The sequence below is a fragment of the Streptomyces bullii genome, from assembly GCF_042657145.1.
Lineage (GTDB): Bacteria > Actinomycetota > Actinomycetes > Streptomycetales > Streptomycetaceae > Streptomyces > Streptomyces bullii.
This window is the reverse complement of record NZ_JBHSNY010000005.1, coordinates 169,560-182,487: the sequence shown is the minus strand read 5'-3', so window position 1 is coordinate 182,487 and position 12,928 is coordinate 169,560. Positions and strand designations below refer to the sequence as shown.

Here is a 12,928-nt window from a genome sequence, read left to right as displayed (position 1 = left end):
CCTCGCTCGGCACGGGGGCCTCGCCGAGGGCAGGGGGCAGCACACGAGCGCACGCGGCGTCGCGTCCACCGGCCCATTCCACGAGGCCCGGATGTCAGGGCACCCGGACCGGACGGCCGGGCGCGCTGTCGGCAGGTCCTCGGACTGACGCTCGTCTGCACGTATGCGGGCATACGTGCAGGAGTACACCGTTGCGGGACAGTTCCGGATTCGCACCGGATTCCCCTGCGGCGACAGCGAGCATGAGCATACATCTTGTGCCGGGTGTGGATCACGCCCCCATATGTTGTGTCGCCTCTGACTTCAGAGGGTCAACTCGTAGGTGAGGAGCGTGAGGTGGGTCAGGTGCGGGATAGGGTTCCAGTCCCGCTCCGGGGTGCGCACGAAGCCCAGGCGTTCGTAGATGCGGTGGGCGGAGTGCATGGTGCGCTGGGTCGACAGGACGATCCGCACGCAGCCCTCGGTGGCCCGGGCCCGCTCGACACAGGCGCGCACGAGGGCCTCCCCGACGCCGCGGCCGCGGGCGGCACGGTCCACGGCGAGCATGCGGATCTCGGCCTCCCCGGGCCGGGCTATGTCGGCCAGCGGGCCGCCCGACGGCACGAACGTCACGCCGCCCAGCACCTGTCCGTGCTCCACGGCGACCAGCACCTCGGCGGCGCCCGCCCGTTTGGCCACGTCCTTCAGCTCGCCGAGGTACCCGTCGCCCTCCCTGAAGTCCAAGAGGCCGTCCTGGAGGTAGGCGTGGGCGGTGATGTCGCCGAGGGCGGCGTACTCGCCGGGGGCCGCCCGCCTGATCACGATGTCCATGAGGCCGAGTGTGCCGGACGGGTACGGCGACGGGCCGCCGGATGTCTCCGGCGGCCCGTCGGTCACGGATTTCTGGGGGTGGGTGGCCTAGTGAGCGGATCCGGCCGTCGCCGGCGGCAGCTCCACCTGGACGCCCGGGTCACCCGCGTCCGCCGTGTAGTCCTCCGGCTTCGTCTCGTCGACACCGTCCGGTGCCTTGACCGCCTTCAGGACGAAGGTCAGGACCACGGTCACGACCACGTTCAGCACGAACGCCGTCAGGCCGATGTAGCCGATCTCCCCGATGCCGGGGATCTCCTTCGCCGAGCCGCCGAAGTGCTTCTGCGTCGGCGAGGCGACCCCGTACGCGGCGACCGTGCCGTAGATCATGCCGATCGCCCAGCCGGCCAGCAGCGCCCAGCGGTGGAACCAGCGGGTGAACAGGCCGCCGACCAGGGCCGGGAAGGTCTGCAGGATCCAGATGCCGCCGAGCAGCTGGAAGTTGATGGCGACCGTCTTGTCCATCGTCAGGACGAAGGCCAGCGCGCCCACCTTCACCAGCAGCGACACCAGCTTGGAGACCTTGGTCTCCTGCTCGGGCGTCGCGTCGGGCTTGATGAAGTCCTTGTAGATGTTGCGGGTGAAGAGGTTCGCCGCCGCGATCGACATGATGGCGGCCGGGACCAGCGCGCCGATGCCGATGGCGGCGAAGGCGACGCCCGCGAACCAGTCCGGGAACATCGTCTCGAACAGCTGCGGGATGGCCAGCTGGCCGTTCTGCACCTTCACGCCCGCCGCGATCGCCATGAAGCCCAGCAGCGCCAGCAGGCCCAGCATCAGCGAGTACAGCGGCAGGATCGTGGTGTTGCGGCGGATCACCTCACGGCTGCGCGAGGACAGCGTCGCCGTGATCGAGTGCGGGTACATGAACAGCGCCAGCGCCGAGCCCAGCGCCAGCGTGGCGTACGTCCACTGGCCCGCCTCGGCCGGTATCAGCGCACCGCGCGGCGCGCCGGTCGCCGGGTTGGTCTGGCTGAAGGCGTCGCTCGCCTTGGCGAAGATGTCGTCGAAGCCGCCCAGCTTGATCGGGATGTAGATGATCGCCACCGCGATGACGATGTAGATCAGGGTGTCCTTGACGAAGGCGATGAGCGCCGGTGCCCGCAGGCCCGAGGAGTACGTGTACGCCGCCAGCACACCGAAGGCGATCAGCAGCGGCAGGTCCTTGATGAACCAGTTGGTGTTCTCGCCGCCGCCGATGCCCATCACGTCCAGCACGGCCTGGATGCCGACCAGCTGGAGCGCGATGTACGGCATGGTCGCCAGGATGCCGGTGAGCGCGACCGCCAGCGACAGCCCCTTCGAACCGAACCGGCCGCGCACGAAGTCGGACGTGGTCACGTAGCCGTGCTTGTGGGACACCGACCACAGCCGGGGCAGGAACGTGAAGATCAGCGGATAGACCAGGATCGTGTATGGCACGGCGAAGAAGCCGGCCGCGCCCGCCGCGTAGATCGCCGCCGGTACGGCCACGAAGGTGTAGGCCGTGTACAGGTCGCCGCCGAGCAGGAACCAGGTGATCCAGGTGCCGAACGAGCGGCCGCCCAGGCCCCACTCGTCGAGGCTGTGCTCGTTCTCGGCCCTGCGCCAGCGCGCGGCCAGGAAGCCCATGACGGTGACGAGCAGGAAGAAGAAGAGGAAGACGGCGAGTGCCACGCCGTTCACGCCGTCCTTCACTCGGCCGCACCCCCCTGGCGAGTCGAGCGGGCGCGCTGGTCACGCTGCCACAGCTTGTACGCGATGGCCGTCAGCGCCGTGGAGATCAGCACCCAGGCCATCTGGTACCAGTAGAAGAACGGGATGCCGATGAAGGCCGGGTCGGTCTTGGCGTAGGAGCCGACCCACAGCATGGCCACGAACGGCGCTATGAGACAGAGGGCGATGACGACGCGCATGGGCGTCACCACCGGCCCTCTGTTGACTTCTGGGGCTTGCGACATCGGCGGCTCCGTCCCCTCACTGATCACCTGTGCAATGCGCAGGAAATCTAGGTCAGGACATGGCGTGAGCGGAACCCCTCGTCCGTATAACGGTCGCCCGTTTCCGGGGTCGGCGGCAGCGGAAGCCCTGCGAGGGTCCGCCCCCTGACGGTCGGTACGCGTCCGCTCCCATGCCCGGCGGGACGGCACGGCGCCTCGCTCGGCGAGGACGGCGCCGGGCGGCGGATGTGCCGGACGCACACCGCGGGGCGTCCGCGGCAGCGGCCACGACCGCGATGGGCTGGGCCGGTTCGCCGGACGGACGCCGTCCGCCGTTCCGCCGCACCGCGTGCGCCGCCCGTTACTCCTGCGGCCGCTTGAGCCTCGCGACGAACTTGTACCGGTCGCCGCGGTAGACGGACCGCACCCACTCCACCGGCTTCCCCTCCCGGTCGAGGGAGTGCCGGGACAGCATCAGCATCGGCAGGCCCACGTCGGTGCCGAGCAGTCCCGCCTCGCGCGGGGTGGCCAGGGAGGTCTCGATGGTCTCCTCGGCCTCCGCGAGATGGACGTCGTACACCTCGGCGAGCGCGGTGTAGAGGGAGGTGTACTTCACCAGCGAGCGCCGCAGCGCCGGGAAGCGCTTCGCGCTCAGGTGGGTCGTCTCGATCGCCATCGGCTCGCCGTTGGCCATGCGCAGCCGCTCGATGCGCAGGACGCGCCCGCCGGGCGTGATGCCGAGGAGTTCGGCCAGCCGGTCGTCGGCGGTGATGTAGCCGATGTCCAGCAGCTGCGAGGTGGGTTCGAGGCCCTGGGCTCGCATGTCCTCGGTGTACGAGGTGAGTTGCAGCGCCTGGGAGACCTTCGGCTTGGCGACGAACGTGCCCTTGCCCTGGATGCGCTCCAGGCGGCCCTCGACGACCAGCTCCTGGAGAGCCTGGCGCACGGTCGTGCGCGAGGTGTCGAACTCGGCTGCCAGCGTGCGCTCCGGCGGGACCGGCGTCCCCGGTGCCTGCGTCTCCGTCATGTCGAGGAGGTGCTTCTTCAGGCGGTAGTACTTGGGCACGCGCGCGGTACGGACGGTCGCCCCGTTCTCGTTCTCCGCACTGCTGACGTCGGTGCTCATGCTCCGCCTTCCCAGGCTCCGTATCCGGCTCACATCGTGGCACGGCAGCGTATCGGGATGTCCCCTGCACGCTCCGTGATCCCTTCTGTATACCGCCGCCTCTTCTTTTGGTCTAGTCCACAGATGGAGTGGTCTAGTGGCAGTGTGCCTCGTCCGGCCGGTGTTTTCGATGGCTTCTTACTTAAAGGTTCCTGCATATGTAGGTCCCATAACGGCTGGTCAGGGGGTATTGGAGCACCCTTGACACCCTTGCTGGTCTGGTCCAAGCTCCCCGTACTGGTCTACACCATTGGTCCAGGTCCCGGCCTGTGGGCAGGGGGGTGTGGCATCCCTGAGGAGGGTGGCGTGAAGCGCAAGCTGATATCCGCGATCGGTGTCGCGGGCATGATCTTCTCCGTCGCGGCGTGCGGGGGCGACGACGGGAGCGGCGACGGCAAGGCGGGAGCGGACGGCTACGCCGGCCAGACGCTCACGGTGTGGGTGATGGACGGTTCCTCGCCGGACCAGTGGCAGAAGGACGTGGCCGCCGCCTTCGAGAAGAAGACCAAGGCGAAGGTCAGGTTCGAGGTCCAGCAGTGGAACGGCATCCAGCAGAAGCTGACCACCGCCCTGTCGGAGGAGAACCCGCCGGACGTCTTCGAGATCGGCAACACCCAGACCCCGGCCTACGCCAAGACCGGCGGCCTCGCGGACCTCGCCGACCTGAAGACCGAGATCGGCGCCGACTGGACCGAGTCCCTCAACGAGTCCTCGGTCTACGAGGGCAAGCAGTACGCCGCGCCCTGGTACTTCGCCAACCGCGTCGTCCTCTACAACAAGAAGGTCTGGGCCGACGCCGGCATCAAGGACACCCCCAGGACCCGCGACGAGTTCTACGCCGACCTGAAGACCATCGGCGAGAAGACCGACGCCGAGCCGATCTACCTGCCCGGCCAGAACTGGTACCACTTCGTCGGCCTGGTGGTCGGCGAGGGCGGGGAGCTCGTCAAGAAGGACGGCGACAAGTACGTCTCCAACCTCGACGACCCCAAGGTCGCCGCCGCCATGGAGACGTACAAGAAGTTCCAGGCGCTGTCCAAGGCCCCGAAGGACAAGGACGAGGCCACCCCGCAGCAGGGGGAGGTCTTCGCCAAGGGCGACGTGGGCGCCTTCATCGGGATGGGCTGGGAGGCCGGCATCGCGATCAAGGCCAACCCGAAGATCGAGAAGGAGATCGGCTACTTCACCATCCCCGGTGCCACGGCCGACAAGCCCGAGGGCGTCTTCCTCGGCGGCTCCAACCTCGCCGTGGCGGCGGGCAGCGAGAAGCAGGAGCTCGCCAAGGAGTTCCTGAAGATCGCGCTGTCCGACCGGTACGAGGGACAGCTCGCCAAGCTCAACGGCGTCATCCCGAACAAGGAGTCCCTCCAGACCAACCTGAAGGGCAACGCCGCCGCCGAGGCCGCCGCGCCGGCCGCCGCGGGCGGTGGCACCACGCCGCTGATCCCCGAGTGGGCCGCGGTGGAGAACGCGCCCAACCCGATCAAGACCTACATGACCGCCGTCCTGAACGGCAAGTCCACGGCCGAGGCCGCCCGGCAGGTCGAGGGCGAGCTCAACAAGCGCCTGGCGCAGCAGAACTGAGGACGCCGGACCGGGGCGGGGCCGCCTTTCCCGCGGTCCCGCCCCGGCGACCGTACGCAGGTCGAGGAGAGAGAGCGCGAGCATGACCGTGCAGACCGAACGGCCGCCCTCCGGCCCGGCGGACGTCCGCAAGGCGGCCGCCGGAGCATCCGGCGGGCCCACCCCGCGAGCCGCGTCGCGCGCCGGCGCGCTCGTCCCGTACCTGTTGCTGCTGCCGGCCTGCGCGGCTACCGTGCTGCTGCTCGGCTGGCCGCTGGTGAAGGACGTCCTGCTGTCGTTCCAGAACCTCAACATGGCGCAGCTGATCCAGCACGCCACCGAGTGGAACGGCGTCGACAACTACATCGAGGTCCTCACCGGTGAGGACTTCTGGCGCGTCACCCTGCGCTCCATCCTGTTCACGGCGGCCAACGTCGTCCTGATCATGGTGCTGGGCGCGCTGGTCGGCCTGCTGCTCGCCCGACTCGGCCGGCGGATGCGGCTCACCCTGATGGTCGGCCTGGTGCTGGCCTGGGCGATGCCCGTGGTCGCCGCGACCACCGTCTACCAGTGGCTGTTCGCCCAGCGCTTCGGCGTCGTCAACTGGGTCCTGGACCGGCTCGGCTGGCACTCGATGGCCGACTACAGCTGGACCAGCAGCCAGATGTCGACGTTCTTCGTCGTCACCGTGCTGATCGTCTGGCAGTCCATCCCGTTCGTCGCGATCAACCTGTACGCGGCGACCACCACGATCCCCAACGAGCTGTACGAGGCCGCAGCCCTGGACGGCGCGGGCCCCTGGCGGAGCTTCAGCACCGTCACCCTGCCGTTCCTGCGGCCCTTCCTGTACGCGACGACGTTCCTGGAGATCATCTGGGTCTTCAAGGCGTTCGTGCAGGTCTTCACCATCAACGGCGGCGGACCCGACCGGCTCACCGAGATCCTGCCCGTCTACGCCTACATCGAGGGCGTCGGCAACCAGCACTACGGCATGGGCGCCGCCATCGCCGTGCTGACCATCCTGATCCTGCTGGGCCTGACCGCCTACTACCTGAGGATCGTGCTCAAACAAGAGGAGGACGAGCTGTGAGGCGCTCGCTCTTCGGCCGCCTGTGGCCCAACGTCACAGCCGTCGTGCTGTTCATCGGCTTCGTCTTCCCCGTCTACTGGATGTTCGCCACGGCCTTCAAACCGACCGGCGACATCATCTCCGAGGACCCCGTCTGGTTCCCGACCGACATCACCTTCGAACACTTCCGGACCGCGACCGGCGTCGACCACTTCTGGACGTACGTCACCAACTCGTTGATCGTGACGGTCCTCGCGGTCGTCTTCTCGCTGGTCATCGCCCTCGCGGGCTCGTTCGCCCTGGCGCGCATGCGCTTCCGGGGGCGGCGCGGCTTCATCGTGGCCTTCATGCTGGCCCAGATGGCGCCCTGGGAGGTGATGGTCATCGCGATGTACATGATCGTCCGGGACGCGTCGATGCTGAACAGCCTCGTGCCGCTGACGGTCTTCTACATGATGATGATCCTGCCCTTCACCATCCTGACGCTGCGCGGCTTCGTCGCCGCCGTACCGAGGGAGCTGGAGGAGGCGGCGATGGTCGACGGCTGCACCCGGGTGACGGCCTTCCGCCGGGTCATCCTCCCACTGCTCGCCCCGGGTCTGATGTCGACCTCCCTGTTCGGCTTCATCACCGCGTGGAACGAGTTCGCGCTCGTCCTCGTTCTGAACAAGGAGGCCGGGGCGAAGACGCTGCCCCTGTGGCTGTCCGGATTCCAGACCGTCTTCGGCAACGACTGGGGCGCCACCATGGCGGCCTCCTCCCTGTTCGCCATCCCGATCCTGATCCTCTTCGTCTTCCTGCAGCGCAGGGCCGTCAGCGGCCTGACCGCGGGCGCCGTGAAGGGATAACGCACCCGATGACGACATTCGCCAGCGGCACGGACACCCTCACGCGCGACGCGCTGACGGTCCTCCAGCCCGGCTTCACCGGCACCACCGCCCCCGACTGGCTGCTGCGCCGACTCGGCGAGGGCCTGGCGTCGGTGGGCCTGTTCGGCCGCAACATCGCCACGTCCGACCAACTCGCCGCCCTGACCGCCCAGCTGCGCGCCGAGCGGGACGACGTCCTGGTCGCCGTCGACGAGGAGGGCGGGGACGTGACCCGTCTGGAGGTGCGCACCGGCTCCTCCTTCCCGGGCAACCACGCCCTGGGCGCGGTGGACGACGTCCAGCTCACCGAGGAGGTCGCCTTCGAACTCGGCCGCCGCCTCGCGGCCTGCGGCGTGAACTTCGACTGGGCCCCGTCGGCCGACGTCAACTCCAACCCCGGCAACCCGGTGATCGGCGTACGGTCCTTCGGCGCCGACCCGGACCTGGTCGCCCGGCACACGGCCGCCTATGTGCGGGGCCTGCAGTCCGCCGGAGTGGCCGCCTGCACCAAGCACTTCCCGGGGCACGGCGACACCGCCGTCGACTCCCACCTCGCCCTGCCGCGCGTCGACGCGCCCGACGCGGTGCTCGCGGAGCGTGAGCTGGCCCCGTTCCGCGCCGCCATCGCCGCCGGCACGCGCGCGGTGATGAGCGCCCACATCCTGGTGCCGGCCCTGGACCCCGACCGCCCGGCGACGCTGTCCCGGCGCATCCTGACCGACCTGCTACGCGGGGAGCTCGGCTACGACGGCCTGATCGTCACCGACGGCATGGAGATGCGGGCCATCGCGGACACCTACGGCATTGAACGCGGCAGCGTCCTCGCCGTCGCGGCCGGAGCCGACGCGATCTGCGTGGGCGGCGGCCTCGCGGACGACGCGACGGTACGGCGGCTGCGAGACGCCCTGGTCACGGCCGTCCGCTGTGGAGAACTGCCCGAGGAGCGCCTGGCCGACGCGGCGGACCGCGTCCGCAGGCTGGCCCGGTGGACGGCCGTCGCAGCCGCACCGGGAGGCGCCGTCCCCGGCGGCGAGGTCGGCCTGCGCGCGGCCCGCCGCGCCCTGACGGTGACCGGCGCGCCGAGCTTCGCCCCGCTGACCGAACCGCCGTACGTCGCCGCCTTCACCCCGGTCGCGAACATCGCGGTCGGCGACGAGACCCCGTGGGGCGTGGCAGCGGAGCTCCGCCACCTCCTCCCGGGCACCGAGACGGGCAGCTTCACGGCGGACCCGGGGGAGAAAGGGGCCGGCGGGACGAACGGGCAGAGGGCCGGGCGCACCGCCCTCGAGGCAGCCGGAGCGCGCCGCATCGTGGCCGTCGTCCGGGACGAGCACCGCCACCCCTGGATGGCGTCGGCCCTCGACACCCTGCTGGCGGCCCGCCCCGACACGATCGTGGTCGAGATGGGCGTCCCCCAGGCGGCTCCCCGCGGCGCCCTGCACATCGCCACCCACGGCGCGGCCCGCGTCTGCGGCCGGGCGGCGGCGGAGGTCATCGCGGGGGCGTGAGCGTCACCGGGCAGGTGACCACCGCCCGGGGCAGTCAGTGACCCGTTCGATGCTGCAAAGGCGCGGGGCCCCGCCCGGGACCCCGCGCCTTCCCGCACCCACCGGCGCTCGCGCGCCTCAGATCCCCTGCCACCGCGGCTTGTTGGCGTAGGTGTGCCGGAAGTAGTCGGCGAGCTTCAGCTTGGACGCGGCGGCCTCGTCGACCACGACGGTGGCGTGCGGGTGCAGCTGGAGCGCGGAGGCCGGGCAGATCGCCGCGACCGGCCCCTCGACGGTCGCGGCGACCGCGTCCGCCTTGCCCTCACCCGTGGCGAGCAGCACCAGATGCCGGGCCTCCAGGATCGTGCCGATGCCCTGGGTGATCACATGGTGCGGCACCTGCTCGATGTCGCCGTCGAAGAAGCGCGCGTTGTCGATCCTGGTCTGCTCGGTCAGTGTCTTGATCCGGGTGCGCGAGGCGAGGGAGGAACACGGCTCGTTGAACCCGATGTGCCCGTCGGTCCCGATGCCGAGCAACTGCAGGTCCACACCCCCGGCCTCGGCGAGGGCCTTGTCGTACGCCTGGCACGCCGCCTGCACGTCCTCGGCCGTGCCGTCGGGCCCCATGAACTGGTCCATGCCGATCCCGAGCGGCTCCAGCACCTCGCGGCACAGCACCGAGCGGTACGACTCCGGGTGGTCGGCGGGCAGCCCCACGTACTCGTCGAGCTGGGCGATACGGGCCCGTGAGGTGTCCACGGCACCGGAGCGCACCCTGGCCGAGAGCGCCTCGTACACGGGCAGCGGCGTCGAGCCGGTGGCCACGCCGAGCAGGGCGTCGGGCTTGCGCCTGAGCAGCTGCGCCATGGCCTCGGCGATGAGCTCGCCGCCCGCCCTGGCTTCCGGAACGATGACAACTTCCACGGTGGGCCTGCCGATCTGAGAAGAGGGGCTCTGTGGGGACCCGGTAGGGCATGTGGTTTAGACCAATCTAGCAGAGCGGACCCGGAAACGGCCCGCCGAGCGGACCCGGAAACTGCCGTCGCCGGCTCCCCGCGCCGGGCGCGACCACGGCCACCTCGCCCGAGAACGGTGCACCCCGAACCGCCTACGTCAGCGAACCCCCCGTCGCGTCCACCCAGCTCCCCGTCACCCATCGCGCGTGATGGACATCGGCGCACCCAGCCTGTACGCCGCCTTCGGCGACAAGCGCTCCCTCTTCGAGGAGGTCGTGCGCGAGTACGGCGCGCGGTACGGCGCCTTCACCGACCGCGCCCTCGCGGAGGAGCCCACGGCCCGGGCGGCCGTCGAGCGGATGCTGCGCGAGGCCGCCGCCGCCTACACCGAACCCGGCCATCCGCACGGGTGCCTGGTCATCCACGCAGCCGCCAACTGTTCGACCCCGGAGGTCGAACAGTCCCTGCGGGAGCGGCGCAACGCCAACATCGCCGCCATCGAGAACCGTGTACGAGCCGACGTCGCCGCCGGCGTCCTGCCCGCCGACATCGACGCCGCCGTGCTCGCCCGGCACGCCGGCGCCATGATCCAGGGCATGTCACAACAGGCACGGGACGGGGCGAGCCGGGAGGAACTGGAAGCGCTCGTGGAAATTGCCCTGGCCATCTGGCCCCGAACAGGAACCCACACGGGTTAGGCTGCGTGCTGGGCGCCAGGGCGTCCGACCCGCCGCGGAAATGACAACAACCAACAGCCTCGCACGCATGGACACCCCGTAGTGGTCTAGTCCACAATGCCTGGGTGCCCCCTGAGAACTCTGCGCGAGGCACGCACCAAGACCTCCGCCTTCCCCGCACAGGAGGGCGGACCGAGGATCCGGAGCTCTCTGCCCTGACTGCCCCGGCTCCTCATCCTTCGGCCGACCGGGACCGCACACCCCACGGCCGATATTGCTCCGGGCTGCGGTGCCGGGAGGGTTGAGGGTCCCTCCCAGGCGCCGCGGCCCGCGGGTGTCTCCGGGCCCGTACCCCTCGCACATTTCAGGGCCGTACAAACCCCCAGGTACGCTCGCTGACGTGCCCTCCATGAACGAACTCGTACGCCAGCACACCGCCCTCGACGACACCGACCTCGAGTGGCTCCACCTGCTGGTCTCGGAGTGGCAACTCCTCTCCGACCTCTCCTTCGCCGACCTGGTCCTGTGGGTCCCGACCCGCGACGGCACCCGGTACGTCTCGGTCGCCCAGATGCGGCCCAACACCGGCCCGACCTCGTACCAGGACGACATGGTGGGCCACCTCGTCCCGCGCGGCCGGCGCCCCCTGCTGGACGCCGCCCTGGACGAGGGCCGCATCGTGCGCGAGGGCGACCCCGAGTGGCGCGAGGAGGTCCCGGTCCGGGTCGAGTCCATCCCCGTGCGGCGCGAGGGCCGCGTCCTCGGCGTCATCGCGCGCAACACCAACCTGCTCACCGTCCGCACCCCGAGCCGGCTGGAGCTCACCTACCTGCAGAGCGCCTCGGACCTCGCGCAGATGATCGCGGCCGGCTCCTTCCCGTTCCCGAACCAGCAGAAGGACATGGACGCCGCGCCGCGCGTCGGCGACGGACTGGTCCGGCTCGACGCGGACGGCATCGTCCAGTACGCCTCCCCGAACGCGCTGTCCGCCTACCACCGCCTGGGCCTCGCCTCCGACCTGGTCGGACAGCACCTCGGCAGGACCACCGCCGAACTCGCCCCCACCCGCGGCCCGGTGGACGAGGCGCTCGCCAAGGTGGCCAGCGGCTGGGCGCCGCGCGAGTTCGAGATCGAGGCGAGCGACGGGGTCATCCAGTTCCGCGCGATCCCGCTCAAACCCAAGGGCATCCGCATCGGCTCGCTCGTCCTGCTCCGTGACGTCACCGAACTGCGTCGCCGCGAACGCGAGTTGATCACCAAGGACGCGACCATCCGGGAGATCCACCACCGCGTCAAGAACAACCTCCAGACGGTCGCGGCCCTGCTCCGCCTCCAGGCCCGGCGCATCGAGTCCGACCGCGGGCGCGAGGCACTGGAGGAGGCGGTCCGGCGGGTCGGGTCGATCGCGATCGTGCACGAGACGCTGTCCCAGAACCTGGACGAGCGCGTGGAGTTCGACGAGATCGCCGACCGGGTCCTGGCGATGGTCGCCGAGATCTCACCGGGCAAGGTCACCGGCCGGCGCACCGGCCGCTTCGGCATACTCGACGCCGAGGTCGCCACGCCGCTGTCGATGGTGCTGACCGAGATCCTGCAGAACGCCCTGGAGCACGGATTCCGTGACGGCGACACCGGCACGGTCGAGGTGTCGGCGGTCCGCGGCGGTACGACGAAGGAGGCCCGCCTGCTGGTCACCGTCCAGGACGACGGCGTCGGCCTGCCCGAGGGCTTCGACCCGCAGACCGCGGGCAACCTCGGCCTGCAGATCGTACGGACCTTGGTCGAGGGCGAGTTGGGCGGCACCTTCGACATGGTTCCGGCGTCGGAACGGGGGACCCGGGTGATCCTGGACATACCGGTGCGGGCGCAGAAGTAGCCGGCGACGGTCGGGGGTCCCGTCGCGAGGCCCCGTACACAGCGAAAAGCCTCGGACCAGACGGTCCGAGGCTAGTGCTCGTGCTATGCGCATCGGGGGAACTGCGCGCTGCGGCTCGGGGGCGGGAGATGCGTACTCGCTGTACGCGCCGCCAAGCTCAGGCTGTCAGCAGGGGTGGAGTGTCAGGCGGAGGCCTGACGGGCCCGGTTGCGGGCGGCGCGACGCTTCATGGCGCGGCGCTCGTCCTCGCTGAGACCACCCCAGACGCCGGAGTCCTGGCCGGACTCGAGCGCCCACTGCAGACACTGCTCGATCACCGGGCAGCGACGGCAGACGGCCTTGGCTTCCTCGATCTGCAGCAGCGCAGGACCGGTGTTGCCGATGGGGAAGAAGAGCTCGGGGTCTTCCTCGCGGCAAACGGCGTTGTGACGCCAGTCCATGGCTGCTACCTCTCCTTGGTATTACGTGCAGGGCTTGCTTGTGAATGTGAACGCTTTC

General features: G+C 70.0%; 12 protein-coding genes and 1 riboswitch. Of the genes, 6 read left to right on the top strand and 6 right to left on the bottom strand.

Annotated elements, in window-relative coordinates:
* Nucleotides 1–113: 113 nt before the first annotated feature.
* Nucleotides 114–250: riboswitch (cobalamin riboswitch) on the bottom strand.
* Nucleotides 251–303: 53 nt separating this feature from the next.
* The 4 genes from ACFPZJ_RS15505 to ACFPZJ_RS15490 form a co-directional block, all read right to left on the bottom strand.
* On the bottom strand, nucleotides 304–810 hold the full coding sequence (locus ACFPZJ_RS15505; RefSeq protein WP_381021559.1) for a GNAT family N-acetyltransferase: 507 nt from the start codon (nucleotides 808–810) through the stop codon (nucleotides 304–306).
* 87 nt (nucleotides 811–897) lie between these two features.
* On the bottom strand, nucleotides 898–2,526 hold the full coding sequence (mctP, locus tag ACFPZJ_RS15500) for a monocarboxylate uptake permease MctP (protein ID WP_381021557.1): 1,629 nt from the start codon (nucleotides 2,524–2,526) through the stop codon (nucleotides 898–900).
* A complete protein-coding gene (locus tag ACFPZJ_RS15495; RefSeq protein WP_381021555.1) occupies nucleotides 2,523–2,789 on the bottom strand; it encodes a DUF3311 domain-containing protein in 267 nt (88 codons plus the stop codon). The genes mctP and ACFPZJ_RS15495 overlap by 4 nt, the downstream gene beginning before the upstream one ends.
* A gap of 340 nt (nucleotides 2,790–3,129) precedes the next feature.
* Entirely contained in the window at nucleotides 3,130–3,894 is a 765-nt protein-coding gene (locus ACFPZJ_RS15490; protein WP_381021553.1) for a GntR family transcriptional regulator, read from the bottom strand.
* A 345-nt stretch (nucleotides 3,895–4,239) separates the two neighbouring features.
* On the opposite strand from ACFPZJ_RS15490, the gene ACFPZJ_RS15485 reads away from it, so the two are divergent.
* From ACFPZJ_RS15485 to ACFPZJ_RS15470, 4 genes are all read left to right on the top strand, one after another.
* On the top strand, nucleotides 4,240–5,517 hold the full coding sequence (locus tag ACFPZJ_RS15485; protein ID WP_381021551.1) for an extracellular solute-binding protein: 1,278 nt from the start codon (nucleotides 4,240–4,242) through the stop codon (nucleotides 5,515–5,517).
* An 82-nt stretch (nucleotides 5,518–5,599) separates the two neighbouring features.
* Entirely contained in the window at nucleotides 5,600–6,586 is a 987-nt protein-coding gene (locus ACFPZJ_RS15480) for a carbohydrate ABC transporter permease (protein ID WP_381021550.1), read from the top strand.
* A complete protein-coding gene (locus ACFPZJ_RS15475; protein WP_381021549.1) occupies nucleotides 6,583–7,413 on the top strand; it encodes a carbohydrate ABC transporter permease in 831 nt (276 codons plus the stop codon). Before ACFPZJ_RS15480 ends, ACFPZJ_RS15475 begins: the two co-directional genes overlap by 4 nt.
* Nucleotides 7,414–7,421: 8 nt before the next feature.
* Nucleotides 7,422–8,942 carry a glycoside hydrolase family 3 protein gene (locus ACFPZJ_RS15470; RefSeq protein WP_381021547.1) on the top strand — a complete coding sequence of 507 codons (1,521 nt, stop codon included), beginning with the start codon at nucleotides 7,422–7,424 and terminating at the stop codon, nucleotides 8,940–8,942.
* Nucleotides 8,943–9,059: 117 nt separating this feature from the next.
* Here the strand turns inward: ACFPZJ_RS15470 and nagB are convergent, their stop codons facing one another.
* Nucleotides 9,060–9,845 (bottom strand): glucosamine-6-phosphate deaminase, encoded by a 786-nt coding sequence (gene nagB / locus ACFPZJ_RS15465; RefSeq protein WP_381021546.1) that lies wholly within the window; start codon nucleotides 9,843–9,845, stop codon nucleotides 9,060–9,062.
* A 241-nt stretch (nucleotides 9,846–10,086) separates the two neighbouring features.
* Here nagB and ACFPZJ_RS15460 point away from each other — a divergent pair, with 241 nt between their 5' ends.
* Nucleotides 10,087–10,575 carry a TetR/AcrR family transcriptional regulator gene (locus ACFPZJ_RS15460; RefSeq protein WP_381022130.1) on the top strand — a complete coding sequence of 163 codons (489 nt, stop codon included), beginning with the start codon at nucleotides 10,087–10,089 and terminating at the stop codon, nucleotides 10,573–10,575.
* 379 nt (nucleotides 10,576–10,954) lie between these two features.
* The gene (locus ACFPZJ_RS15455) at nucleotides 10,955–12,430 is read left to right on the top strand and encodes a sensor histidine kinase (RefSeq protein WP_381021545.1); all 1,476 of its coding nucleotides are present in this window, start codon (nucleotides 10,955–10,957) and stop codon (nucleotides 12,428–12,430) included.
* Between the two features lie 182 nt (nucleotides 12,431–12,612).
* Here ACFPZJ_RS15455 and ACFPZJ_RS15450 read toward each other — a convergent pair whose 3' ends face one another.
* Complete coding sequence (locus ACFPZJ_RS15450; protein WP_003992873.1) at nucleotides 12,613–12,870, bottom strand: WhiB family transcriptional regulator; 258 nt, start codon at nucleotides 12,868–12,870, stop codon at nucleotides 12,613–12,615.
* Between the last annotated feature and the right edge of the window lie 58 nt (nucleotides 12,871–12,928).